The organism is Brachybacterium sp. UMB0905 (assembly GCF_002871795.1).
GTDB lineage: Bacteria > Actinomycetota > Actinomycetes > Actinomycetales > Dermabacteraceae > Brachybacterium.
On record NZ_PNHL01000001.1, the window covers coordinates 42,902 to 67,401 of the forward strand.

20 protein-coding genes are annotated in these 24,500 nt (G+C 71.4%); 8 read left to right on the forward strand and 12 right to left on the reverse strand.

The features are described 5' to 3' along the window. The 3 genes from CJ197_RS00235 to CJ197_RS00245 form a co-directional block, all read left to right on the forward strand. On the forward strand, positions 1–988 hold a 988-nt coding region (locus CJ197_RS00235; protein WP_233190552.1), incomplete at its 5' end, for an NAD(P)/FAD-dependent oxidoreductase. Between the two features lie 276 nt (positions 989–1,264). Further along, positions 1,265–1,507 (forward strand): hypothetical protein, encoded by a 243-nt coding sequence (locus tag CJ197_RS00240; RefSeq protein ID WP_102234774.1) that lies wholly within the window; start codon positions 1,265–1,267, stop codon positions 1,505–1,507. A 226-nt stretch (positions 1,508–1,733) separates the two neighbouring features. After that, complete coding sequence (locus tag CJ197_RS00245; RefSeq protein WP_102234775.1) at positions 1,734–2,309, forward strand: TetR/AcrR family transcriptional regulator; 576 nt, start codon at positions 1,734–1,736, stop codon at positions 2,307–2,309. Between the two features lie 6 nt (positions 2,310–2,315). On the opposite strand, the gene CJ197_RS00250 is transcribed toward CJ197_RS00245, so the two are convergent. The 7 genes from CJ197_RS00250 to CJ197_RS00280 form a co-directional block, all read right to left on the reverse strand. Then, a complete protein-coding gene (locus tag CJ197_RS00250; protein WP_146007670.1) occupies positions 2,316–4,922 on the reverse strand; it encodes a sodium/proton-translocating pyrophosphatase in 2,607 nt (868 codons plus the stop codon). A 192-nt stretch (positions 4,923–5,114) separates the two neighbouring features. Further along, positions 5,115–7,322: a thioredoxin-like domain-containing protein gene (locus CJ197_RS00255; protein ID WP_102234776.1), complete on the reverse strand. Its 2,208-nt coding sequence runs from the start codon at positions 7,320–7,322 to the stop codon at positions 5,115–5,117. Positions 7,323–7,387: 65 nt separating this feature from the next. After that, on the reverse strand, positions 7,388–8,071 hold the full coding sequence (locus CJ197_RS00260) for an HAD family phosphatase (RefSeq protein ID WP_102234777.1): 684 nt from the start codon (positions 8,069–8,071) through the stop codon (positions 7,388–7,390). Further along, a complete protein-coding gene (locus CJ197_RS00265) occupies positions 8,068–8,772 on the reverse strand; it encodes an HAD family phosphatase (protein WP_102234778.1) in 705 nt (234 codons plus the stop codon). The genes CJ197_RS00260 and CJ197_RS00265 overlap by 4 nt, the downstream gene beginning before the upstream one ends. Positions 8,773–8,983: 211 nt before the next feature. After that, positions 8,984–10,273, reverse strand: a complete 1,290-nt coding sequence (locus CJ197_RS00270) for an O-acetylhomoserine aminocarboxypropyltransferase/cysteine synthase family protein (RefSeq protein ID WP_102234779.1) — start codon at positions 10,271–10,273, stop codon at positions 8,984–8,986. Between the two features lie 320 nt (positions 10,274–10,593). Continuing rightward, on the reverse strand, positions 10,594–12,321 hold the full coding sequence (locus CJ197_RS00275) for an ABC-F family ATP-binding cassette domain-containing protein (RefSeq protein WP_102234780.1): 1,728 nt from the start codon (positions 12,319–12,321) through the stop codon (positions 10,594–10,596). Between the two features lie 217 nt (positions 12,322–12,538). Continuing rightward, positions 12,539–13,486 (reverse strand): N-acetylmuramic acid 6-phosphate etherase, encoded by a 948-nt coding sequence (locus CJ197_RS00280; RefSeq protein ID WP_102234781.1) that lies wholly within the window; start codon positions 13,484–13,486, stop codon positions 12,539–12,541. A 208-nt stretch (positions 13,487–13,694) separates the two neighbouring features. On the opposite strand from CJ197_RS00280, the gene CJ197_RS00285 reads away from it, so the two are divergent. The 5 genes from CJ197_RS00285 (at position 13,695) to CJ197_RS00305 (ending at position 19,184) form a co-directional block, all read left to right on the forward strand. Beyond that, on the forward strand, positions 13,695–14,741 hold the full coding sequence (locus CJ197_RS00285) for an N-acetylglucosamine kinase (protein WP_233190553.1): 1,047 nt from the start codon (positions 13,695–13,697) through the stop codon (positions 14,739–14,741). Continuing rightward, positions 14,738–15,535 carry a DUF1345 domain-containing protein gene (locus CJ197_RS00290; protein WP_102234782.1) on the forward strand — a complete coding sequence of 266 codons (798 nt, stop codon included), beginning with the start codon at positions 14,738–14,740 and terminating at the stop codon, positions 15,533–15,535. The genes CJ197_RS00285 and CJ197_RS00290 overlap by 4 nt, the downstream gene beginning before the upstream one ends. A gap of 231 nt (positions 15,536–15,766) precedes the next feature. Then, positions 15,767–17,236 (forward strand): NAD(P)/FAD-dependent oxidoreductase, encoded by a 1,470-nt coding sequence (locus tag CJ197_RS00295; protein WP_102234783.1) that lies wholly within the window; start codon positions 15,767–15,769, stop codon positions 17,234–17,236. Positions 17,237–17,398: 162 nt separating this feature from the next. Further along, the gene (locus CJ197_RS15280) at positions 17,399–18,064 is read left to right on the forward strand and encodes a DUF6318 family protein (protein ID WP_102234784.1); all 666 of its coding nucleotides are present in this window, start codon (positions 17,399–17,401) and stop codon (positions 18,062–18,064) included. A gap of 439 nt (positions 18,065–18,503) precedes the next feature. Next, positions 18,504–19,184: a hypothetical protein gene (locus tag CJ197_RS00305; protein ID WP_233190554.1), complete on the forward strand. Its 681-nt coding sequence runs from the start codon at positions 18,504–18,506 to the stop codon at positions 19,182–19,184. Between the two features lie 256 nt (positions 19,185–19,440). Here the strand turns inward: CJ197_RS00305 and CJ197_RS14805 are convergent, their stop codons facing one another. The 5 genes from CJ197_RS14805 to CJ197_RS00330 form a co-directional block, all read right to left on the reverse strand. Continuing rightward, positions 19,441–19,677 carry a hypothetical protein gene (locus CJ197_RS14805; protein ID WP_146007671.1) on the reverse strand — a complete coding sequence of 79 codons (237 nt, stop codon included), beginning with the start codon at positions 19,675–19,677 and terminating at the stop codon, positions 19,441–19,443. Positions 19,678–19,816: 139 nt separating this feature from the next. Next, positions 19,817–21,706, reverse strand: coding sequence for a CopD family protein (locus CJ197_RS00315; RefSeq protein WP_102234786.1), 1,890 nt, complete (start codon positions 21,704–21,706; stop codon positions 19,817–19,819). Continuing rightward, positions 21,703–22,113, reverse strand: a complete 411-nt coding sequence (locus tag CJ197_RS00320; RefSeq protein WP_102234787.1) for a CrcB family protein — start codon at positions 22,111–22,113, stop codon at positions 21,703–21,705. Before CJ197_RS00320 ends, CJ197_RS00315 begins: the two co-directional genes overlap by 4 nt. Next, positions 22,110–22,892 (reverse strand): CrcB family protein, encoded by a 783-nt coding sequence (locus CJ197_RS00325; RefSeq protein WP_233190555.1) that lies wholly within the window; start codon positions 22,890–22,892, stop codon positions 22,110–22,112. The genes CJ197_RS00320 and CJ197_RS00325 overlap by 4 nt, the downstream gene beginning before the upstream one ends. A gap of 170 nt (positions 22,893–23,062) precedes the next feature. Next, entirely contained in the window at positions 23,063–24,499 is a 1,437-nt protein-coding gene (locus CJ197_RS00330) for a dihydrolipoamide acetyltransferase family protein (protein ID WP_102234788.1), read from the reverse strand. Between the last annotated feature and the right edge of the window lies 1 nt (position 24,500).

Here is a 24,500-nt window from a genome sequence, read left to right on the forward strand (position 1 = left end):
GCCCCGCCCCACATTGACGCCCCACCCACACCCCACTAGCGTCACCTACATACGAATCGTTATCGATAGCTATGATGCGGTCATCGCCGGGGGTGGTGCGGCGGGGCTGAGCGCGGCGCTGCTGCTGGGCCGAGCCCGGCGTCGGGTGCTGGTGATCGACGACGGAGCGCCGCGCAATCAGTCCGCCGCCCACATGCACGGGGTGCTGGGCCTGGAGAACGCGCCGCCCGCGGAGCTGCTGGAGCGGGGCCGACGCGAGGCCGCGTCCTACGGGGTGGAGTTCATCGACGGGCACGTGGCGGAGGTGGCCGATGCCGCAAGCGGCCCGGGCCTGGCGATCCACACCGTGGAAGGCCCGACGGTGCACGCCCGCGCATTCCTCCTGGCCACGGGCGTGAGCGACGCCCTGCCCGACATTCCGGGCCTCGCGGAGCGCTGGGGCACGACGGTGGCGCACTGTCCGTTCTGTCACGGCTGGGAGGTGCGGGATCAGCCGGTGGGAGTGCTCGCCACCTCGCCGTTCGCGACGCATCAGGTGGAGATGCTGCGCAGCATCGCCGGACCCATCACGCTGTTCGCCGACGGGGAGCACGCCCCGGCCGAGGGGGAACGCCAGCAGCTGGAAGCGGCTGGCGTGCGCGTGGTGGATGCGCCGATCACAGAGCTGCTGGGCGAGGCGCCGCAGCTGCGCGGGGTGCGCACGGCCGATGGCGCCGAGGTGGAGCTCGCGGCGCTGTTCCTGTTGCCCGCGGCCCGACCGAACGAGGACTGCGTGGCGGGGCTCGAGCTGGCTCGCGCCGAGTCGCCGATGGGGAGCCTTCTAGCGGTGGACCAGCAGGGCCGCACAAGCCACCCGCGAATCTGGGCGGCCGGGAACGTGGTGCTGCCGCCCGCAAATGTGCCGATGTGCGTGGGGGCTGGAGCTATGGCCGGCCCCGCGATCCACGGCACCCTCGCCCACGAGGACCTCACCGCCGCCGCGCACTGAGCCCCGCCCCACCACACCCCGCATAGACGGCTGCGTTTACGTGGAAACTCAGGCCCCATTTCCACGAAAACGTAGAACTCTGCGCAGGCGCGAGGGCCTGTGGGACCTGCGCGTGAGCCGCACCATCGAAGCGATCACGCCAGCAGCTGCGCGGGAAGAGAGCGCGTCGGACGCCTCCCCGTCGGACGCCGACCCGTCGGACACGACCCCGTCGGCCCCGCGTACTGCCGACACACCGGGCAGCGGAACCTCGACGCCGGGCTGCACGTGGCGCACATGCTCAGCGCGGACTACCTGGACACGGCGCTGGACCACATCCAGACGAACCCCTCGCGGCACCTGGGCGTCGAGGCCGAGAACTCGCTGGTCGAGGGTGGGCCCGCAAACCTGCTGGTCCTCGATGCGGCCAGCGACCGGGACGTGGTGCGGCTGCACCCCACCGTGCTGCTGTCGATCCACCGCGGCCGCGAAGTGTTCCGCGCCGAGCCCGTGACGCGGCGGTGGGCTGGGGAGGAGTGAGGGCGCTGGGGCACTGGGGCGCCGGGAGCGCGGCGCAGCGCGGGTCCCGCTCGTCTCTGCGCAGACGGCTACGTTCTCGTGGAAATAGGGGCCTGATTCCCACAAAAACGTAGCTGTCTTGGCGTGGAGGAGGTGCCGCGGGGCGCGGTGAGGGTCACAGGAATGCACGTCACAGGCCGGGACCATCGGGTTCTGTCACAGTGTCTGAAAGTGCGAGACTGTGCGCATGCCCAAGATCATCGGAGGCTCCCTCGAGGAACATCGCGAGCGCACGCGCGAGAAGATCTTCGCCGCGCTCGGCGAGCTGCTGGAGTCCCAGGAGTTCGAGACCATCACGTTCTCGAAGATCGCGACGGCGGCCGGGGTGGGTCGCACCGCGATGTACAACCACTTCACCGACCGCGAGACGCTGCTGGTCGAGTACGCGATCCACGAGACCACCGACTACATCGCGCAGCTCAAAGCCGGGGTGAGCGACTCGGCGACCCCGCGCGACGCCGTGATCGCCTACATCCGCACGCAGCTGGACCTCACCGTCACGTTCCACGTCCCCGAGACCGCGAGCCGCGCCACCCTCACGCCGGAGACCGCCGCGCGGATGCGCGAGCACGTCATCCTCATCGAGAAGGTGCTGATCGACATCGTCACCGCAGGCGTGGCCGCCGGAGACTTCCGGGCCGACCTCGACGTGCCCGCGACCGTGCGGATCATCAACGGGCTGCTCGTGGGCTCCTCCGCCAAGCGCTACGACCGCGCCGCCCTCGAAGCATTCGTCCTGCGCGGCCTCGGGGCGAAAGCCTGAGCGGGCTCAGCGGCGGGGGCGGAGGGGCTTTTTCTTGCCCTTCGCGCGCGAACCGGACTTCGCGGCACCAGACCCAGCCTTCGTAGCGTCGGTCCCGGACTTCGCACCAGTGCCCGCCCCGGACTTCACGCCATCGCCCGACCCGGCCCCCGACGTCCCGGCCTTCCCCGCGCCGCCGCGGCGCCGCGGCGCCTTGACCTCAACCTCCTGGATGTCACGCTCCTCGTCGGACTCCCAGTTCATCGCATCCAGCGTCTCCGTGCCGCCAGCCTCCTCGTCGGCGCGGCCGAACAGCGGCTTGGACGTCTCGGCGACCTCGTCCTCAAGATCCACCTCTGGCGCGGTGGCGGCGACGACCCAGGCGATCAGGGCCAGCAGGATCGCGACGACGGCCACGCCCCAGCGCAGGTAGACGCTGGTACCGTCGGTGTTCATACCCACCACGGTGCTGATCCCGAGCGCGGCAATCAGTGCGGTCACAAGCGTGAGCGGCAGAGCGACCGCACCGACGGCGCTGCGCAGGATCGTGGTCAGCACGGTGCCACCGATAGCGCCGGAGTGGCCCCAGGAGCCGCGGCCGCCGTAGCGCCCGTCGGCGATGAGATCCGCGGCGGACTGCAGGGCGGTGCCGCTCGCGAGTGTCCACAGGCCCAGGCCCGCGGCGACCACCACGACGGCGCCGAGGTAGCCGGGCAGGGCGGCCGGCCCGAGGCCGAAGGCCGCGACGATCGGGCCGAGCACCGCGATCACCACAGCGGGCAGCACGGCGCGGCGGGTCGCCTCCGCGAGCTCGGGCAGTTCGGCGCGGTCGCGACCCTCGAGCAGGCAGGCGCGGGTCTCCACCACCGCGGAGGCACCCAGGCGCCGGGCCGCATCCAGCAGCGTGGAGGTCACCAGCAGCGTTGCGACCACGCCGAGGGCGATCCCGCCCAGCAGCGTGAGGGACAGCGGTGTCACGGCATGCAGGGCGCGGTCCTCCCACACGGTGCCGGCGCGCGGCGCGAGCTGCAGGGAGCTGATCACCGGGCCCAGCGCCGCCAGGCCCAGGAGCGTCCCGGCCAGCAGCAGGGCGCCACGCGGCCCGGTCTCCAGGCCCGACGTGGAGCTGCGCACGGCATCGTCGATGTCGCGGCGGTCCAGCAGGGTGGGGGCCAGCAGGGAGCCGGCGTGCGCGGCGACCACCACGAGCGCGCCGAGCCCCGCGAGCGCCAGCATCGCGAGCGCCAGCGCCGGCACTCCGGCGGAGAGCACGCTGATCACCAGCAGGCCCAGGGTCGCGGCGGCGAGCACTCCGGCGGCGGTCAGGGCCGTAGAACCCAGGCCCGCGGTGATGCCCAGCGCGCCGCCGGTGCGGGAGGTGCGGGCGGTGCGCAGCACCGTCGGCCCCTGGCGCTCCCCCAGGCGGCCCAGCAGCCAGATCGCGCCGAGCGCCACGAGAGCACCGATCCCCAGGGCCGCAGCGACCACGACGTTCGGGGTGATGGAGTACAGCGCGAGCGTGTCCAGGAACGCGGAGGCGTACTGGGAGTCATCGGTGGAGGAGACGAACCTGCCGATATCCGCCAGCGCCTGCTCGATCTGCGGCTCGAGCTGCTCACGGGGCGTCGGCTGCCCGCCGGTAATCGCAGGGTCGGTGAAGTTCGCCATCCCCACATCTTCGAAGCGCAGGTCCGCGTACTTTCCGGGCACCCACAGGGAGGCGGCGGCCACCACGCCGGCAGCGGCGAGCACGGCGGACAGCAGACCACCGAGCTGCAGGCCCGCACGCTCCCGACCGGGCTTGCCCACATGCGGGATCACAGCGGCGATCCCCGCGGCGAGCAGGGCGATGCCGAGCGCGAGCAGCACCACGACGATGCCCTCCGCGGCGAGGACCGGCACGCCCAGCAGCAGGCCCAGGCCCGCCCCCGCGGTGGTGATCGCGACGAGGTCGGCGCTCAGCAGCCCGCCGTGGCCCAGCATCCGCACCGAGCGCAGGTGCGGGCCGCCCAGGTTCGTCGGATCATCCGCATCCAGGTCATGCTCATCCGAGCCCACCAGCAGCGCCGACGACGACGCCGCGGCCTGCACCGGTGCCTGGCAGGCCCGTAGAGCGAGTGCCGCGATCGCTGCGCCGGCGCCGAGCGCCACAAGCGCCGGGGCTGCGGTGGTCTGCAGGAACCACACCACGATGACGACCGGCAGGATCGCCAGGCCCAGCGCCCCCGTCACCGTGAGGGCGCCCAGGCGGGAGACCAAGGCGGGTCGACTCTCCGCGGCGATGCCCAGCGCCGCGATCTGCACGGCGAGCCCCCGCCAGGCGGCGAGCGGCCCCAGCGCGAGGCCGACGATCAGCATGCCGGCGCGCAGCAGGCGGTCATCGGTGCTGCCGGGGGCCAGCAGCAGCAGCGCCGCCAGCGGCAGGCCCACGATCCCGATCACCTGCGCCGCCGAGGAGATCTGTGCGCCCAGGCGCTTCCCCAGGTCAGCGTCCACCTCGGCGTGGTCCTCGTCGCGCTGCAGGCGGCGCGGCAGCACCGCCCCGACCACCAGTGCGGCGATCGCGAGCACGCCCAGGGTCAGCAGGATCCAGGCGATGTCATCGCCCAGCGGGAATTGGGTGATCAGGTCCACGGGTCAGCTTCCGACGTCGGGGCTCGCAGGCGCGAGCAGAACCACCGCCCGAGGGCGGTCCGCCCTGCACGGTAGAGCATCCCCGGCCCCGGCGGGCAACCGTTCAGGCCACAACCGGGTCACAGAGGGCGCGGCGGGGCGCGGGGCGGGCGACGCGGGCCGGCGCGGCGCCAGCCTGCCCCGTCGGCCCCGTCAGTCCAGCAGCGAGAGGTCCAGCTCGGTGGGCGCGCCGTCGACCACGCGGATCGGCACCCCCCAGTCCTGCTGATGCATATGGCAGGCCGGGAACTCCACCGCCGGGTCCGCATCGCACGAGGCTGCGCGCGCATTCACGTGCAGCACCCCCTCGCTGTACGCGGGATCCAGCTGGACCGTGCGCTCGAGCGCCGTATCCGTCCCGCCGCCCTCGGCGACCAGGGCCGACGGGGTGGTCGTGATGCTCACCTGGGTGGAGGGGCCCATGGAGTCATCGAGCTTGTGACCCTGCGGCGGGGTGAACAGCACGCGGATGCGCAACTGGCCCGGCCCCACCTCGGTGACGGGCCGCTCGGAGCGCTGCTGCCCCTCGTCGATCATCCGCTCGGCGGCCTTCGCCACCGGCACCCACGTGACCTTGTGGCTGCCGGATTCGACCACGACGAGCTGGCCGATGCCGTCCACCGGCGGGCCGACGATCGCATCCGAGGGTTCCTTGAGGTCCGTCGCGACGGTGATGACGCTCGCCGCGGGGAACGGGCCCGCGTCGGCCAGGTTCGCGTCGGCGCCCTGTCCAGCGGCGCCCGATCCAGTGGCGCTCGGTCCGTCGGCGCCCTGTCCTGCGGCAGCCTGTCCAGCGGCGCTCTGTCCTTCTGCACGCGATCCGGCGGCCGCGGCCCCATCGGTCCCCGCTTGCTGGCCACTCGCTCCACCGGTCCCACCACTGGCCCCACCCAGGCCGCTGAGCCCGGTGATCGCCGCAATGGGCTGGATCTGCGGTGTGGGCTGCGTCTGCGTGCTCTCCGCAGCCGTCGCCCCCGTCTCGCCGAGGTCCACGATGCGGATGGCGCCGTTGTAGGTGTCCGCCACGGCGATGCGGCCATCGGGCAGGGCCGTCACCCCGAGCGGATGCTGCAGGCGGGCGCGATGAGCCGGGCCATCGACGTGCCCGAAGTCGAACAGGCCCACGCCCACCGCTGTGCTCACCCGCATCGTGCGCGGATCCAGGATCCGCACCGCAGAAGTCTCCGAATCCGCGATGACCAGGCGGCCGTCGGGCAGCTCATCCACGCCCGAAGGCTGCGCCCACCATGAACCCACCACCGGGCCGTCCACCAGGCCCTCCTGGGTGGTGCCGGCGAGGACCAGCAGCGTCCCCGTCACCGGGTCAAAGGTCCACATCTGGTGGATGCCGGCCATCGTGATCACGGCGCGGCCCAGCACATGCGACCAGGCCAGATCCCACGGCGTGGACAGCGCGAAGGAAAGCGGGTCACCCTCGCCGCGCGGCAGCTCATCTCCCTGCATCCACTGCGCGCCCGAGCCCGCGACCGTCGTCACCGCGCTCGCGGTGCGAGAGCGCAGCAGGCGGTCGCGGCCCAGCTTCACGCCGCGCAGCAGGTGGTTCGCGGTGTCGGCCACCAGCAGGTCATATCCCACCTGCTCGGCGACGTCCTCCGGCAGCGGCAGCACCCCGTTCGGTTCCGCGAACTGCGCGGATGCTGCTTCCCCGTCGGCGTGACCGCGCTCGCCAGTGCCGATCACCTCATCGACCGTCTGCCCGTCGGACTGGAAGATCACCAGGCGATGCTGGCCCGGATCGGAGACCACGAGGCGGCCATCGGGCAGCAGTGCGAGCTTCGAGGGGAAGCGCAGCGTCTGCTCGGGACGCTCCGCGAGGACCGTCGGCGCGGGGCCGCGGCGCAGGGACCCATCGGCCTCCCCCTCCGTGATGAGGCGGCCGATGAGGGCATCGAGGTTCTGGGCATGACCCTCCCCGGAGAGGTTCCCGGCGATCCGGCCGTGCGTGTCCAGGACCATGAGGGTGGGCCAGGCGCGCGCGCCGTATGCGGTCCAGGTCGCGAGCTCCGGGTCGTCGATCACGGGGTGGGTGACCTCGTAGCGCTCGATGTTCGCCTGCAGCGCCTCGGGGTCCTTCTCGAACTCGAACTTCGGGGAATGCACGCCGATGACCACGAGCTCCTGGGCGTACTTCTCCTCCAGCGGCCGCAGCTCATCCAGCACATGCAGGCAGTTCACGCAGCAGAACGTCCAGAAGTCCAGCAGCACGATCTTGCCGCGCAGCGCCGCGAGATCCAGCTCGGCGCCGCCCGTGTTCAGCCAGCTGCGGCCGCGCAGCTCCGGCGCCGGGGCGCGGTCCGCCGGGGCAGGGGTGGGCGAGGTGGAATCGGAGCGAGACGTCATAGGCCAAGTGTCCTCCGTGCGGGGCGGGAAGGCCAACCAGCGGGGCGGGGATCAGGCCCCTTCTCTCACCAGCTGGCGATCCACTCCTGCAGCTCGGGGTCCTCGAGCGAAGTCAGTGCCAGGTCCGCGGGCGGTGCGTCATAGCCGGGGGCGGGCACGGCGATCAGCCGCAGGCCACCGTCGCGGGCCGCACGCGCGCCGGTGCCGGAGTCCTCAAAGGCGAGCGTGTGCCCGGGATCGGCGCCGAGCTCCCGGGCGGCGGCGACATACATGTCCGGGGCGGGCTTGGGGTGCTCCACGCTGTCCGACGCCTTCAGCACGGTGAAGTGCTCGCGCAGCCCGCCGGCGGTCAGCTTCTCCTCGAGCGCCTCCATCCACGAGTTCGACGCGCAGCCCAGCGGGAGCTTCGCCCCCGCGGCCGCGACGATCTCCGGCGCACCCGGCATCGGGTGCACACCTGCGGCGAGGCGCTGCTCGAAGTTCTCCAGCAGCATCTGGTGGACCTCGTCGACCGGGCGCTTCGCGCGCTTGGCGATCAGGTCGGCAGCATCCTCGAGGGTGCTGCCGTGGAGGACGTCCTCATCGGCCTCATCCAGGTGCGCCTGGAGCTGCTCGACCACGGCATCCTGCGTCTGCTGCCACACCGACTCGGTGTCCAGCAGCAGCCCATCGCAGTCGAACACAACAGCCTGCGGGGTCCAGTCCCCGAAGACCGCGGCGAAACGCTCGGGGATGCGCGCGCCCGTCATCGGGCCACGTCCCAGGAGGCGATCCACTCGGCGAGCACCGGATCGGCCAGGGACTCCAGGCGGCGCGGGGCGCGCGGCTCCTGCCCGGGGATCGACGGCACCGCAATCAGCTGCGTGCCCGCGGCGAGCGCGGCCTGCGCCCCGGTCTCCGAATCCTCGAAGGCCAGGCAGTCCGCCGGCTCCGCGCCGAGCGCCCGCGCCCCGGCCACATACATGTCCCCAGCGGGCTTGGGATGCTCGACATCCTCGATCGCAATCGACGCATCGACCAGGTCAGTGATCTCGAGCCCCGCGAGCTTCGCATCCAGCATCTCGCGCGCCGAGTTCGATGCCACGGCGATCGGGCGCTTCGCCGCGATGGCGCGCAGGGTCTCGAGCGCTCCCGGCAGCGGTGTGAGCTCCTCGCCCACATGCTTGCGGTGCGCGGCCAGCAGCTCCTCCCCCACCAGCAGTGGGTCCTTGTCCACGGCCTCGGCGATGGTGCGCACCACTGTCTCCGCATCCCGGCCGGTGATCTCCTTGCGGGTGGTGGGGTGCAGCGTGACGCCGTGCGCGGCCAGATACTCGTTCTGCAGCTGCACCCACTGGCCCTCGGTGTCCACCAGCAGGCCGTCGCAGTCGAACACCACGGCCGACGGGGCCCAACGCGGCGGCCAGGTGTCCAGGGGCGAGGCGGGCAGCGACGAGGTCGAGGAGTTCATGCGGCCCAGCGTATCCAGGGCGGGTGGGTAGGGGCTGGGTGGGGGCCGGGGCGCCGTCACGCACGGGTGCTGTGCGGACGTAGCTGGCACTATTGCCAGCTACGTCGCCATAGCACCATTCCGTGACGCAGCCCGCGGACACCGACTGAGCTCGCCCACCGGAGCAGGCCCGTCGGCCAACCGCCTCGTCGGCCCCAGCCCGCCCCTGGCCTCACGCGCTCGCGGCGGCGAGGCCTTGCTCGAGGTCGGCGATGATGTCGTCGATGTGCTCGATCCCCACGCTGAGGCGCACGAAGCCCGGGCCGGTGCCGGCCGCGAGCTGCTCGGCTTCGCTGAGCTGGGAGTGCGTGGTGGAGGCGGGGTGGATCACAAGCGAGCGGACGTCGCCGATGTTCGCCACGTGCGAGTGCAGGCTGAGGGCGTCGACGAAGCGCTTGCCGGCCTCGAGCCCGCCCGGGAGGGTGAAGCCGAGGACGCTCCCGGTGCCGCGCGGCAGGTAGCGGTCGGCCGTCGCCTTGTGCGGGGAGGACGGCAGCGACGCCCAGGTCACAGACTCCACCCGGGGATCGGCCTCGAGGAACTCGGCGACCTTCCGGGCGTTGTCCAGATGCCGCTCCATCCGCAGCGGCAGGGTCTCCAGGCCCTGGGCGATGAGAAAGGCGTTGAACGGGGAGATCGCCGGGCCCAGGTCCCGCAGCAGATTGGTGCGGGCGCGCGTGGCCTGCGGGGCGGGCAGACCCGCGAACACGAGCCCGTGGTAGGACTCGTCCGGCTCCGTGAACTGCGGGTATTTCTCGGCATGGGCGGTGAAGTCGAAGCTGTCGCCATCAACGATCACGCCTGCGATCGACGTGCCGTGCCCGCCCAGGAACTTCGTGGCCGAGTGGACCACCACATCGGCGCCGTGCTCGAGGGGGCGCAGCAGGTAGGGGGTCGCGACCGTGTTGTCCACGACCAGCGGCACCCCCACCTCATGGGCCACGTCCGCGATGGCGCGCAGGTCCGGGATGTCCTGCTGCGGGTTCGGGATCGACTCGACGAAGAAGGCACGCGTGGTGGTGTCTGCGGCGGCGCGCCAGGACTCGGGATCCGTGGGGTCTTCCACCCACTGCGGGGTGATGCCCAGGTGCGCAAGGGTGTGCTTGAGCAGGTTGAACGACCCGCCGTACAGGCTCGGTGAGGCGACGACGGAGTCTCCCGCACCGGCGAGGTTCAGGATCGCGAGCGTGATGGCGCTCTGCCCGGAGGCGACCAGCAGGCCGGCAGCCCCGCCCTCGAGCGCAGCGATGCGGTCCTCCACCACGGCCTGCGTGGGGTTCGTGATGCGGGTGTAGATCGGCGCGGACTCCGTCAGAGCGAAGCGGTTCGCGGCCGATTCGGCGCTGGGGAACACGAAGCTCGTGGTCTGGTGGATGGGCAGGGCGCGCGAGCCCGCGGCGGCATCCGGCTCCTGGCCGGCGTGGATGGCGAGGGTCTCGAAGCGGGGGGCGGTATCGGTCATGGCGGACTCCTAGCTGGTCGGTGTCGGTGCCAGCGTGCCGCGTGGGGACGGCAGGGACGAAGGAGTGTGAAGGACTGTGACCCGGGCTCTCCTTCACGGCGCTGCACGCACGATTGTGAAGCGCCCCTGACCGATGCAGCCCGCCGCCCCGTACCGGTCACCCCTCTTCCCGAGAGCGCTGCGTTTTCGTGGGAATTGGCCTGCTATTCCCACGAAAACGTCGCCGTCTGCGCTTGGGGATGGCGCAGAGAACGGGGTGAGAGCGCGGCGGGGCGCGGCAGGACAGCGCATTCAGCACGAGCTGGGGCGCGCCTCGCCCCTCAGGCCCCCAGCTCGAGCACCCTGCCCTGCCAGCGGCGACGCAGCCAGCGGTCATGCGAGGCGATGAGCACGGTCCCGCCCCACTCCTCCAGAGCCGCCTCCAGCCGCGTAGCCGTGACCAGCGCCAAGTGGTTCGTCGGCTCATCGAGAACCAGCAGCTGCGGCGGGTCCAGCAGCACCGCGGCGAGCATGACCCGGCGCAGCTGGCCGCGCGACAGCTCCGTGAGGAGCCGATCCAGGTCCCGAGGGTGTACCAGCCCGAACAGCTCAGGCACGTCGTCGGACCCCGGGTCCACACCGGCTGCCGTCCGTAGATGCTGGCCTACTGTGCGTCCGGGGATCGCCGCATCGTCCTGCCCCAGGTGCCCGACGCGCAGGCTGCGTGAGCGCTCCACGGTGCCGGACGTGGGCTCCAGATGGCCGATAACGAGGTCCAGCAGCGTGGACTTGCCCGCCCCGTTCGGCCCCGTGACCAGCAACTGCTCACCCGCGGACAGCGCGACGGACACTGGAGCGAGACGTCCCTCGACCGCCGCGTCCGTCACCGCCACCTGCACCCCGGACGATCCTGGCGCCGTCGGCAGGTGCGTGAGATGCAGTTCGGCAGGAGGCTTGCGCACCTGCTCCACCTCCAGCCGCTGAAGCCGCATCCGCGCCTCACGCAGCCGACGCGAGACCCCCTGAGCGTTACGGTCTCCGTGGTACTTCCGCGCCATGCGCACCTCCGCGCGCTTGGCCGTCAGCTGCCCCGCAGTCCCGGCGTCCTGCACGGCGCGCCGCAGCTCCTTGAGCTCCTTCTGCTCGGTCCGAAAACGCTGCTCCCAGCGCTCCCGAGCATCCATACGGGCCAGCAGGTAGTCGGTGAAACCGCCGGTGTAGGCGGTGAGAGCGCCGGTGTGCTCGTGCAGCGGCGACTCGGCGGGGTCCAAGTCCAGCTGCGCCTGTGTCGCATCGTCCAAGAAGGCGCGGTCGTGGCTCGCGATGAGCACCGAGCCGGGATGATCGGTGATGGCCTCAACGAGGAACGCGGCGCCGGCATCATCGAGGTGGTTGGTGGGCTCATCGAGCAGCCACGTGGTAGGGCGGGCTATGAGCAGGTGCGCGAGAGCGAGCCGCTCACGCTGCCCGCCGCTGATCTCTCCCAGCCGTCGCTGCTGCGGCACATCCTCCAGGGAGAGCCCGGCGATGACCTCCGCGGCACGGTGCTCGGCGTTCCACACGTCCGCGATCGTGGCCGCAGCCAGCAGCGCGTCGTAGCGCTGCGCAACCTCCCGGGCGGTGGGGCTCGGGCCGGGAGCATCACGCGTTCCAGCACCCCTCTCCTTGCATCCGTTCGCGAGCGCCTCCCCGGCGCGCTCAAGCTCCGCCTCGAGGAGGCGGGAGCGCTCCAGCGCATGGGCCACCACGTCCTGAACCCTCGCTTTAAGGGCGAACGGCAGCTCCTGGCGCAGCAGGCCCACCGGCTCGGGCGCGCTCACCGTGCCGGTGTCGGCGGTGAGGTCGCCGGCCAGGATCCGCAGCAGGGTGGATTTGCCGGAACCGTTCTCGCCGAGCAGGCCCGTAGGGCGCCCGGCGGGCACCACGAAGGACACGTCGGTGAGGACGCGACGATCAGGGTAGGAGAAGGAGACGCCGTCGGCGCGCAGGTGTAGGGCTGCGGCACCGGGATCGAGGGGGCCGACGGGATCGTTGTAGACGACGGGATCGTTGTAGGGGTGCGTGGGCATGGATCAGCTCCCGGGGTCTCAGAACGGATGGCGGGGGCGGATCACAGGCGCATGGATTCACCATAAGCACGCCCAGCGAGCATGCGCCACAGAATTACCCTGGGCAGCGCGTGCGTTGAAGCGCCCTGGGTTTCGTTCCGATCCAAACGAAGGAGAATCGGAACATGCCCAAGAAGTACACCCCCGAGCTGCGTGAACGTGAATCGCCCCGGGTTTGTTAGAGGCTCGCAAGCGCCGCGACGGCGGTGCGGATCCCGGCGGGGTCGCCCACGCGGTGCGGGTCCCGGGGCGCGCCCTCGAGCGCGGCGCGTGCAGCGCCCACGTCGGCCCCCGCGAGCAGCGCCACGAGCGCCACCCGCACGGACCCGTCGGCCTCCTGCAGCACCTCAGCGGCGCGCGCCGCATCCACGCTGGTGGCCTGCATGAGCATCCGCACGGTGCGCGCCACGAGCTTCGCGTTCGTGGGCCGCACGTCGATCATGAGGTTCCCGAACGTGGTGCCGAGCCGCACCATCATCGCCGTGGACAGGGCGTTCAGCGTGAGCTTCTGGGCGGTGCCGGCCTTCATGCGGGTGGAGCCGGTGACGACTTCCGGGCCCACTGCCAGCAGGATCGGGTGGTCGGCGAGCTCGGCAAGCGGCGCTTGCGGGTTCGCGGAGATCAGCGCCGTGGGCATCTCCGCCTCACGAGCCGCCTCGAGCGCGCCCTGCACGAAAGGGGTGCGGCCGCTCGCGGCGAGCCCCACGACCACATCCCCGGCCGAGCATTCCTTGCGCACCAGCTCCCGGCCCGCCTCCACGGAGTCTTCCGCGCCCTCGACGGCCTCAAGGAATGCCCCGGCGCCACCGGCGATATGGGCGGTGACCATGGACGGGTCGGCATTGTAGGTGGGAGCGAGTTCGACGGCGTCCAGCACGCCGAGTCGGCCCGACGTGCCCGCGCCGACGTAGTGCACGGTGTGCCCGGCGGCGATCGCCTCGACGCACACCTCCACGAGCGCGGCGATCTCGGCGGCGCGCGCCTGCACGGCGGCAGCGACCGTTGCGTCCTCGGCGAGGATCACGTCCACCATGCCGCGCGCATCGAGGCTGTCGAGCTCGGCGCTGGCCGGGTTGCGCTCCTCGGTGGGAGAGGCGAGGTCCACGAGCGAGGTGTCCAGATCCATGCGTGCACAGTAGCGCCCCGCCCCTTAGGGCCTCCCCGCGCACCCTTCGCCGAGACCGCTGCATTGTCGCCATCGCCGAGACCGCTACGTTTCGGTGGGAATGAGCGCGGGTTAAGCACGGAAACGTAGCGGGATTCTGGGTGCGGAAACGTAGCGGGATTCGGGGTGGAGGGGCCGACGGGGCGTGCGGCTCGGGGCGCTGACTACGATGGCCGCAGTCGACGAGGGGGAGGACATGACGCAGGACGACGTCGGAACACGGGCGGCGGGCGCAGGAGCCGCAGCCCTGAGCCCCACCACCAGCACCGTCATCGCCGGAGACATCGGCGGCACCAGCTCTCGGGTGCTCCTCGCCCGCCCTGACGGCACCATCCTCGCCGAGCACACGGGGCCCGGCGCGAACCTGCGCTCCTCCGGGCTCGCCGCACTCGACGGCCTCGCCCGCACCATCGGCGAGCTGCTGGAACGCGCCGCCGCCGACCCCGCCGCCGTCCGCGCGGTCGCGCTCGGTCTCTCCGGCGCCGGCCCCGCCCGTGTCCGCGATATCCGCGACGCGATCGCCGAGCGACTCCTCCCCCTCGGCATCACCACCACAAACCTGCTGGTCACCGACGACCTGCTGACCGCGTTCCTCTCGGGCGGCGTAGGCGATACGGGCCTGCTGGTCCTCGCGGGCACGGGCGCCGTCGCCGTCCGCGTCGAGGATCGCCGCCCGGTGCGGCGCCGCGATGGCATGGGCTGGCTGCTCGGCGACATCGGCTCCGCGGTGTGGCTGGGCCGACGCACCCTCGAGGTCGTCGCCGCAGACCTCGACGACCGCGGCCCCCGCACCTCCCTCACCGAGCAGGTGGGCGCTGACCTGGGCCTTGACCTGCGCGACGGCACGCAGCCGCCCTCCCCCACGGGCGACCTCCGCCAGGACCTGATCCGCGCGCTCGACGACGCTGTCCCGGCAGGCTCCCCGTCGGCCCTGGGACGTTTCGCCCCGCTGCCCGCGCGCGTGCCCGACGACCCGGTCGCTGCCGGGATCCTCGACGCCGCCGCCCGCACCGTGGAGGACACCCTCGCCGCGCTCGACCTGGACGGCACCCTGCCGGTGGTGCTCGCCGGGTCGGTGCTGACGTCCGATGGGCCGCTGCGTGAGCGGGCGCTCGCGCTCATCGCCGGTCAGGGCCGACGGGTGGGCACTGCCCGCGACGGCCTGCCCGGAGCGCTGCTGCTGGCCCGCGACCTCGCCGCGGGGCAGAGCGCATGAACGCCGAGCAGCGGCGGCCGGCCGAGCAGCCGGAGGCGGCGGAGCAGCCCGAGACCCCGCGTCTCGAGCGCCGGCGCCGCACCTGGCACCACCGCCTCCTCTCGGAGAACGTGCGCAGCCTGATCGCGCTGGTCATCGCCGGGCTGATCGGGGCGGTGCTGCAGCTCGCGGTGCCGGACCTGAACTACATGACCACAGAGGACCCGCGCGAGCGCATCATTCTGCTGACGCTGCTGCTGGTTCTCGTCGGCTCCATCTACTTCATGGTCACGGCGCTGCTGGTGCTGCTGGTGATGCGGGGGCTGCCGCGCGCCCGGCAGGTGGCGCTTGCGCGTCTGCCGCGAGCCCGGCTCTCCCTGCGCTGGTACCGCTGGGTCGGAGGCAGCTCCGGGCCGGTCGGCAACGTGGTCTCGCTGGTGGTCAACGCGGTCGCGGCGTCGCTGCTGCTGATCATCCGGCCCGGAGGGGTGTCGGTGACGTATCTGCTGCTGCTGACCGCCGGGGCGATCATCACCGTGTGGATCTCCACCGTGGTCACCTACGCGATGGAATACATGGCGCAGGACGCGCGCGGTGATGCTTTCTCGCTGCCGGGCACGCCGGGGCCCGAGCGCACTTTCTCCGACTACCTGTACGCGGCGGTAGTAGTGCAGGCCTCCAGCGGGACCGTCGAGTTCGTGCCGCTCACGACGCCCGCCCGTCGGATCGTGCGCAATCACGTGATCCTCGCGCATGTCATCTCCACGGTGCTGATCTCGCTGGGCGTCTCCGTGGTGATCTCCGCAGTCAGCTGAGGTGCGAGAGCACGCCGCCCTGCCCCCATCGCGCCCCGCCCCTGTTCGGCGAGCGCGGCTCAAGATTTCCGAATCCCGCTACGTTCTGGTGCTTATGAGGCCCCGATTCCCACGAAAACGTAGCCGTCTCACGTGAGGGAGTGGGGCGGCCGCGCCGTGCCGCGGCCTCACGCGCTCGGACTAGGATGGCGTCCGTCCGCCCGCGGCCGACCCGGAAGAAGGACCTCCCTGATGCCCGAGCACCACGACTCGATCCCCACCCGCGACAAGGTGCTGATCATCGGCGCCGGCCCCGCGGGACTCGCGGCCGCTGCCGCGCTGCAAGCGCTCGAGGTGCCGTTCGACCTGGTGGATCGCGCGGCGCACGTCGGCGGCATCTGGGACCCCCAGCGCACCGACTCCCCCGTGTGGCCCACCCTGGAGATGGTGTCCTCGCGCGAGTTCACGCAGTATGAGGATCTGCTGCAGCCGGTGAGCTTCCCGGAGTTCCTCACCCCCACGCATATGGCGAAGTACCTGCGCGCTTACGCCGCCCGCCATGACCTGACCGACCATTTCCGGCCCCGCACCGGCGTGCGCCACGCCCGCCCCTTCGACGACGGCGTGTGGGAGGTGGAGCTGACCACCGGCGAGATCGGCATCTACCGCGCGATCATCTCCGCCCACGGCATCACCGAGCACCCCCACTACCCCGACTGGGCCGTAGACGTCCCGACGTCCGTGCAGGTCATCCACGCGAAGGACTGGAGTGGGGCCGACGGGCTGGAGGGCCAGCGCGTACTCGTGGTGGGCTCCGGCCAGTCCGCCGCCGACATCGCCGTGGACGCCGCGCGCCGCGCCCTCGAAGTGCGCTGGTCGATGCGCACCGGACACTGGATCGTGCCGCGCCGCATCGCCGGCCGCTCCGGGGATGTGCTGGCTGCCCGCGAGCCCGCGCGCCTAGGCGGGCTGAACGCGAAGATCGCCGAGACCGTGATCCGCCGCACCGTCGGCACCCCGGAGGCGGTGGGTCTGCCGCGGCCGGTCGCACCGCTGCTCGAGGACACCGTGATCGTCTCCGATGACGTGCTGGACCGGGTGCGCGAGGGTCGCATCACCCCGGCCGGGGACGTCACCGCGGTGGGGGCCGACGGGACCGTGATCCTCGCGGGCGTGGCCGGGGGCCGGGGTGCACAGCAGCGGGGCGAGCAGCAGTACGCGCCGGACCTGATCGTGCTGGCCACCGGGTACGAGTCCGGGGCTGATCATCTGCCGAAGGACGTGGTGCCGCGCACCGCCGATGGCGCCTACGACCTGTTCCTCGGCGCCTTCGCCCGCGGCCGCGATGACCTGGTGATCCTGGGGCAGCAGCGGGTCTCCGGCGGGGTGCTGCCGGTGCTCGTAGAGCAGGCCGACGTGGCCGCGTACATGCTGGCCGCGACGATGCAGGGGCATTCGCAGCAGGCACTCGAGGCGTTCCGACGGGTGCGTGCGGGCTCCGAGTCCGCGGTGCCGGCTGCGGCGACCGCGAGCGGGAAGGGCCTGATGGGCACCCTCGGCGGGGCCGTGGGCACGCATCGCGTCACCGAGCGCAGCGCCGCGACGAGCCCGGCGTCGCGTGGGCTCGGCGAGGGCCTGGTGCCGGCCGCGGACCGCGAGACACTGCTGGCGCGCCTGCGCTCCGTGCGCGAGCTGTTCGCCGAGGCGCACCGGCGCGGCTGAAGCTGGGGTGGGCCGGAGCTGAGGCTCGGCGGGGCTGGGCGCAGCGCGGCTGCGAGCCCCGTCCCTGGGAGAGTTATCCACAATCTTGGCGACTGGCCTGACGAGGTGAACTCAGGCCGCTACCGTGACTGTGTTCCACAACACGGACAGGGAGCTCGTCTCATGACCCGACGCCTCATCACCGCTGCGGCTTCTGCAGTACTCGTTCTCGGCCTTGCCGCCTGCGACGACGGCAAGGGCCCCGTCACTACCCCACCCCCGGACCTCGGCTTCAAGCCCCAGACCAGCGATGGCGGGGGCGACGAGACCAACCCCAGCGATGGCGGGAGTGAAGACGGAGCCAGCGATGGAGGCGGCGACGAGACTCAGGCTGCACCCGATATCCCCGCACCGGACCGTGCCGACTTCCCCGGCATGGACGAGCACACCGACCACGGTGCGATGCAGGCCTTCAAGTACTACATCGCCACTGCCATGTGGGCACACCAGGTGGGCGACGACTCTCTGACGCAGGAGATGCAGACCGAGGACTGCGACGGATGCGACGACTTCATGAAAACTTACAAGGATATCCGGGAGCACGACAATCTTTGGACTAAGTTTTCCCTACAGGAAGTCGTGTCCGAGGCCATAGAATCGAACACCTACGACATCCAGGTGAACTACAACTTCACGACAACCCCGCACATGAGGTCCATTGAAGATCCTTCAGAGATCGTGGACGTTGGCGAACTGGAGTACGCCACCGCGGGCGGTCTAGTTTGGACAGAAGAGGGGTGGCGCATCGATGCCGTTCGCGCGAAATGGGGAACCAATGTCCTTGACTAACAAGCGACTTACACGCCTAACCTCAACGCTCGCAATACTACCCCTAGCCGCACTCCTTATAAGTACCCCCTTGAATGCTCTCGCAGACCCTCCTCGACACCACACAGAAATTGACAAGGGCTCTAGGGCCATCAACTTCGGGGGCTCCCAAGAAAGCACTGAGGAGTGGGAACAGAACTCGGGAAGCAGTGCGTTAGATTTTTTCACAAGCCCCAACCCCGGGTCAAAAGGAGGCTCGAGCCTCGCCCCCTACCCGGTCGTTGAGACTCTGCCAACCAGCCACGCAACGTCGTGCACTCCAGACAGCAACGGCTCGACGTGCCATACCGTCCGCGAATCGTGCACTTCGGGCCTGAACTACCGTCGCGATGATGCCGCGGGCGAGTTCTTTCTGGATCCGCGTGCTCAGCGCGAGTGGGATCGCGGCGAGGACATGGTCATGCAGCAGATCTCACTCTATGACCCCGTCGAGGACAGGAAGACTCCACAGGGGTATCGCTGTGTGCCTGTCGGCGAGGCCGGCAGCATTGACCCCGCCTCGCTGCCGCCGCTGGTCATCACCGTGACCATCGAGGACCTCAAGCGCATGCCCATCCACACCCCGATCGCTCACGCGGGACCGGAGCGTGGCTGGCTGCCGGTGAACATGGTCAACGTCCTGTACACCAACGCCGACACCCAGGAGCTCGAGACCGAGATCCTGGGCACGCCTGTGCGGATCCGGGCGACCCCGGTGGAGTTCCACTGGGATCTCGGCGACGGCAACACGATCGCCACCACCGATCCCGGCAAGCCCTTCCCCTCCGAGCGCATCTCCTCCGAGTACCGGTTCGAAGGCTGGTACGACATCATCCTCACCACCACGTTCACCGGCCAGTTCTCGGTGGACGGCGGCGAGTGGCAGGACATCGAGGGCAGCATCGAGATCGAATCCGATCCGGTCGAGCTGTTCGCCAAGTCCCTCGAGTCCCGCCTCGTCAACGGCAGCGAGGACGAGGACGAAGACAGCGGGTACGGGGGCGACGACAATGACGAGGATGAAGAGGAACCCTGGATCCCCGAGCGCACCCCGGACACCGAAGGGCCGATCGACCCTAAAGCCCGCCACCGCAGGATTTGATCCGAGCTGCACAGGGTGAGTGGACCTGTCCTTCAGGTCTTTTCACCGGCTGCTCCAGGTGAGCCATACTGCGCTTCAGCGGCTCATCGCAAAAGAGAGGGTAGAAGCGGTCTGAACCCGCAGGTATCCAGCAGTGCCCCGGAGGAGGTAGCGGCCCAGATTCCGGAACCCCAGCGCGGCGCCTCTCAGGTTACGTCCCTGATAGTGGTGTAGCACCGGGGACAACCGCGTCAATCCTCACCATGGGGCTGCGCCTTCACGGCGCGCAGATCTCCCAGAGGAGATCCGGACCGTGAATGATGAGCATCGCCCCTTCTTGGGGTTGCTCCGTGAGCTGAACGAGGATGTCGTCCTGTGGTAGGCGCGCCCACAGCCGTGCAGATCCCCCCTCCGTGGAGCTCTGGATGTCCTCCAGTGCGACTCCCTCATCGGACAGGGCCTCAGCAAAAGGCTCCCGCAGCTCGAGAAAGTCTTCCGGAGCCGCGGCGCTCACCAGGCCAGCGCTCCTGTACGTGCAGGTGTGTTTCTCCGCCGAGCTGACCGTTCCCGGTGGAGAGTCCTCGCTCCACGTCATCGTGGGCATCGCGGCGGTGAGAGTCGTCGCGACCCGGTCCAGCACGGAGGCAGCGCGTTCAGCGGGGGCGGGACGGGGCTGGTGACGCCGCGGCGGCACGTCGGAGCCGTGCCACGACAAGCCCAGCCACCCCAGCACTCAGCACCACCACGGCGAGCACGGCCCAGCCGGCGCGGCGCTGGTCGGCCAGCGCATCCATCCACCAGGTACGGCCGGTGGCGCCGAACCAGCTGGCGGCGAGCAGCACATCCCCGAGCAGCAGCCACAGTCCCGCGCCGATCCCCACCAGCAGCGGCGCGGCCGGCACGAGCAGCACGTGGCGCGGGGCACCCGCCGCCCCTACCGCCCGGACCGCGAGGGCTGTAAGCACCCCGGCCCCGAGCGCGAGGGCCTGCAGGGCGAGATGCCATACGTGCGCATCGAGCGCGAGGCGCAGCGTCAGCGGCACCGCATAGGCGGTGACCAGCAGGATCGGCCCGGCCGCTGCGAGCAGCGCCCCGATCCACCAGCGCCTGCCCAGCTCCCGCAGCCTGCCCGGCACCGGCCAGACGCTACCGTTCAGCACCCCCGCGGGCACCATCAGCAGCAGGTGCTGCAGCACATGTGCCGAGACCAGCACCTTCCCGTACACGTTCAGCGGGCCGCTCGTGACGAGCACCAGCACCGCCACGCCGAGCAGCAGGCGGATCGAGGCGGAGCGGTCGCGCACCGGGGCGGAGGGCCGCCACCAGGTCAGCAGCAGCACGGCCCCGAGCGCGAGCGCCACCGGGGCCGGCCGCCAGGCGGTCAGCACCGTCGTCAGCTCGGGGGCGGCCGGCAGCGGATAGCCGGTCAGCAGGCCCGCCGCTCCTCCGGGCGGGATCCCAGCCTCAGCCGGCGGCGGGGAGGAGCTCATGGCGGCGCCGAGCGCGATGGCAAGCCCCATCAGCCCCAGCTCGAGCACCGCGAGACGTCGATAGGTGGAGCGGGCATCGGCCCCGTCGGCACCGGTGAACCCGGTGGCCAGCTGGCGCCGCTGCAGCGCCCCGAGCACCCCGAGCAGGATCAGCAGCACCGCCTTGGCGAGCGCGATCTGCACGTACACGCTGGTCAGGAGGTCTTCCCAGCCGTTCATGCGCACTGAGAGGGCCCACACGCCGCTGCCCGCGAGCGCGATCCAGCAGATCAGCGCGAGGTGGGAGAAACGGCGCACAACCTGCTCGGCCTCGCGGGCTTGCTCGATCGCAGTACCCGAGGTTCCCACGGCCCCCCGTCGGCCCGACGCATCCGCGCGCGCCGCAGCCTCCCGTCGGCCCTCCCCGGGCAGCAGCTGCAGCGCTGCGAGGCCGCCCGCCCAGATCCCGACGGCCAGCAGGTGGATGAGCATCGTGGAGGTGCCGACTTCGTGGGTCTCGTCGCCGGCGGCGTGGCCGGTCATGGCGCTGGCGAGGGCGACCAGGCCGATGAGCACCGCGACCGTGCGCGCCACGCTGACGGAGCTGCCGAGCACAGCGACGGTGGTGGTCGCCGCAGCGATGAGCAGTCCAGCGATCAGCCAGACACCGAGGTCCGTCGCGGCGAACACGGCGATATCGGAGCCGAAGCGCGGCGAGCCGATGCTCTGCCCGGTGGCCAGCGAATACGAGAAGGCGAGCGCGGCGCCACGGGCCAGGGTGGTCACGCCCGCGGCGATCGCCACGGCGGTCATGACGCGGGTGCGCTCGGCGTCCCGCGGCAGCATCCAGCCGGCCACGACGGCACCACCCAGGGTGAGGGCCGCGGCCAGGTCCGCGAGGGTAGCGGCGACGGGCGCGCCGTGCCGGGTGAGGGCCCCGGCATCCAGCAGCACAAGGTTTCCGGCAGCCGCGGCATCGGCGGCGATCACGGCGATGAGGGCAAGCAGCACGACGACGCCGCCCGCGATGAGCAGCGCTCCCCGGCCCGGCCCCCGCTTCTTCCCCGCGCTCACGCCGCGATCACCAGCCCCAGCCACAGCGCGCCCATGCCGGTGCCCGCAGTCAGCATCACGTAGGCGACGGCGAGCGCATAGGTGCCGCGGCGAAACAGGTCGACGACGTCCATGGCGGCGGTGGACAGGGTGGACAGGCCGCCGCAGAAACCGACGGACAGCATGGTGTAGGCGAGCGCCGCCCCGCCGGTGGTCGAGCCCAGGCGCGCGACGATCATGCCGAGCAGGAAGCAGGCGGCGAGGTTCGCACAGAGCGTCAACCAGGGCCGCAGCGCCGCCGGGTCGTGCAGCTCACGGCGCTCCTCCAGATGCGTGCCGAGCTCGCGCAGCCCCCAGCGGGCCGCGCTGCCGAGCGCCCCACCGACCCCGACCAGGAGCGCGGCCAGCAGGTAGGTGCCCGCGCTCATGCCTCAGGCCTTCCGGGCGCGGAGTCGTCTGCGGTTCCCGGCTCGGCGGCGTCGCCATCCGCGCCGCGCGTGCCCCGGGTGCTCGCATCGCCCCGAGTGCTCGCATCGAGCCAATGGGCGCCCGTCCCGTGCGCGCTCGCACCCGGCGCACCCCCGTCGGCCGACCCGTCAGCATCCTCACGCACCTTCCGTCCCGCGCCCCACGGCATGGGTCGGCGTCCTGCCGCGATCTTCGCGAGCAGCCTGCCGCGGGCGGCGGCGCGACCGGCCAGCAGACCGGCGATCGAGGCCCCCAGGCACAGCACGAGCGTGAGCGAGCCGTACAGCATGGCCTGCAGCGGGAAGTCCGCGCCGAACATCGCCGACCCCTCCAGCACCACGGTGGACATCGAGGTGAAGCCGCCGCACAGCCCCGTGCCTAGCAGCGGCATCACCCAGGGCTGCGCGACGCGGATCTCGGCGTGCCCGGCGATCGCGCCGAAGGCGAGGCAGCCCATGACGTTGACCCACAGGGTGGGCCAGGGCGTTTCGATGAGGGTGGGGGTCAGCACGGTCGGCACGAGCACCGCGATCGTGAAGCGCAGAATCGCGCCGACGGCCCCGCCTGCCGCGACCAGCAGCGCCGCCGTGTGCACGGGCAGCGGTCGCATGACGCCAGGCGGCGCGCCGACGTGCAGGTCCTCGAGGTCCTCCGCCCGCAGCGCGGCCATCTCGACCGTGCGCATCCGCAGGTCCAGGCGGCGCGGCGGCGTCGACGGAGAGGTGGGGCTGGAGGTCACCGGCCCAGCGTACCGAGGTCTGCGCGCCGACCATTGCCGCCGCCCCGGCGGTGGGGCCGACGGGGTGACCAGCCCCACGCGCAGGCCGGTGCGGCGCGGCGGTCAGGGAGCCGGTGCAGCGCGGCAGTCAGCGGGCCGGTGCACAAGCCGACGGGCTCACGCGCCCGCGCTCACCCCCACACGAGCCCGAGCGCCGGGTCCTCGAGCACCGCGGAGATGTCCCGCAGCAGCTCCGCGCCGAGCGCCCCGTCGATCAGGCGGTGGTCGAAGCTCAGGGCGAGCTGTGCGATTTGCCGGGGCACCACCTGGCCGTCCACCACCCATGGCTTCTCCTTGATGGCGCCGATCCCCAGGATCACCGACTCGCCGGGGTTGAGGATCGGGGTGCCCGAGTCGATGTTGAACACGCCGAAGTTGGTGATGGTGATGGTGCCCCCGCGGGTTGCCGACAGCGGAGTGCGACCGGCCCGTGCGGTCTTGGCGAGCTCGTCGATCTCCTCGGCCAGCTCCCGCAGGGTCATCAGGTGGGCGTCCTTGATGTTCGGGACGATCAGCCCCCGCGGCGTGGCCGCGGCGATGCCGAGGTTCACGAAGTGCTTGTAGACGATCTCGCCGGCGTCCTCGTCCCAGGACGCGTTGACCTCCGGGTTGCGGCGGATCGCCACCAGGAGCGCCTTGGCCACCACCACCAGGGGGCTCACCTTCACCCCGGACCACTCGCGCGAACCGCGCAGCTGCTGCACGATGCGCGTGGCGGTGGTCATGTCGACCTCGTTGAACACGGTCACGTGCGGGGCGGTGAAGGCGGAGGCCACCATCGCCTCAGCGGTGCGCTTGCGCACCGAGCGGATCGGGACCCGGGTGGTGCGCTCGTCGCTGGTGACGCCGGCGAAGGGCTGGTGGCGGCTTGACTTCATGGCGCCGTCCAGGCCCTCGGGGGCCTGCGGGGACTCCTCGGGGAAGTACTGGCCGTCGTACACGGTGACGGTGTCGCCGCTCATGGCGCGCTGCTGGGCGGCCAGCACGTCCTCACGGGTGACCGTGCCATCGGGCCCGGTGGCCAGCACGTCGGCGAGCGCGATGCCGAGGTCGCGGGCGAGCTTGCGCACGGGCGGCTTGGCGAGGATCCGGTCGATGGGGACCTGGGTGTCCTCCTCCTGGGCGGTGCGGCGACGCCGGCGGCGCTGGGGGGCCGACGGTGCGCCGTAGCCCACCAGGTTCTTGGGCTGGTCCTGCTCCTGCTCCGCGGCCTGGGCGGTCTCCTGCGGGGTGGCCTCCACCGCGTCTCCGGCGGCAGGGCTCTTCTCGGGGGCGGGGCCGCCGCTGGTGTCGATCTCCAACAGCGGGGCGCCGACGGGCACCTCCTGGCCGATGGACACCAGCACCTTGGTGACGGTGCCGGCGACGTGGCTGGGCAGTTCGACGGCGCTCTTGGCGGTCTCCACCTCGATCACGGCGTCGTTGATGGCGATCGTGTCGCCCACGGAGACCTTGATGTCGACGATCTCGGCCTCGGTGAGGCCCTCACCGGGGTCGGTGAGATTGATGCGGACGATCCGGCTGTCGGGCGCGGAGCCGGATGCCTGGGGGTCGGTGGGGTCAGCCATG

Excerpts from the sequence above, each read along its gene's own strand:
- CJ197_RS00240 (WP_102234774.1), top strand. The coding sequence starts at position 1,265 with ATGCTCAGCGCGGACTACCTGGACACGGCGCTGGACCACATCCAGACG.
- CJ197_RS00245 (WP_102234775.1), top strand. The coding sequence starts at position 1,734 with ATGCCCAAGATCATCGGAGGCTCCCTCGAGGAACATCGCGAGCGCACG.
- CJ197_RS00255 (WP_102234776.1), bottom strand. The coding sequence starts at position 7,322 with ATGACGTCTCGCTCCGATTCCACCTCGCCCACCCCTGCCCCGGCGGAC.
- CJ197_RS00260 (WP_102234777.1), bottom strand. The coding sequence starts at position 8,071 with ATGACGGGCGCGCGCATCCCCGAGCGTTTCGCCGCGGTCTTCGGGGAC.
- CJ197_RS00265 (WP_102234778.1), bottom strand. The coding sequence starts at position 8,772 with ATGAACTCCTCGACCTCGTCGCTGCCCGCCTCGCCCCTGGACACCTGG.
- CJ197_RS00270 (WP_102234779.1), bottom strand. The coding sequence starts at position 10,273 with ATGACCGATACCGCCCCCCGCTTCGAGACCCTCGCCATCCACGCCGGC.
- CJ197_RS00275 (WP_102234780.1), bottom strand. The coding sequence starts at position 12,321 with ATGCCCACGCACCCCTACAACGATCCCGTCGTCTACAACGATCCCGTC.
- CJ197_RS00280 (WP_102234781.1), bottom strand. The coding sequence starts at position 13,486 with ATGGATCTGGACACCTCGCTCGTGGACCTCGCCTCTCCCACCGAGGAG.
- CJ197_RS00285 (WP_233190553.1), top strand. The coding sequence starts at position 13,695 with ATGGCCGCAGTCGACGAGGGGGAGGACATGACGCAGGACGACGTCGGA.
- CJ197_RS00290 (WP_102234782.1), top strand. The coding sequence starts at position 14,738 with ATGAACGCCGAGCAGCGGCGGCCGGCCGAGCAGCCGGAGGCGGCGGAG.
- CJ197_RS00295 (WP_102234783.1), top strand. The coding sequence starts at position 15,767 with ATGCCCGAGCACCACGACTCGATCCCCACCCGCGACAAGGTGCTGATC.
- CJ197_RS15280 (WP_102234784.1), top strand. The coding sequence starts at position 17,399 with ATGACCCGACGCCTCATCACCGCTGCGGCTTCTGCAGTACTCGTTCTC.
- CJ197_RS00305 (WP_233190554.1), top strand. The coding sequence starts at position 18,504 with ATGCAGCAGATCTCACTCTATGACCCCGTCGAGGACAGGAAGACTCCA.
- CJ197_RS00320 (WP_102234787.1), bottom strand. The coding sequence starts at position 22,113 with ATGAGCGCGGGCACCTACCTGCTGGCCGCGCTCCTGGTCGGGGTCGGT.
- CJ197_RS00330 (WP_102234788.1), bottom strand. The coding sequence starts at position 24,499 with ATGGCTGACCCCACCGACCCCCAGGCATCCGGCTCCGCGCCCGACAGC.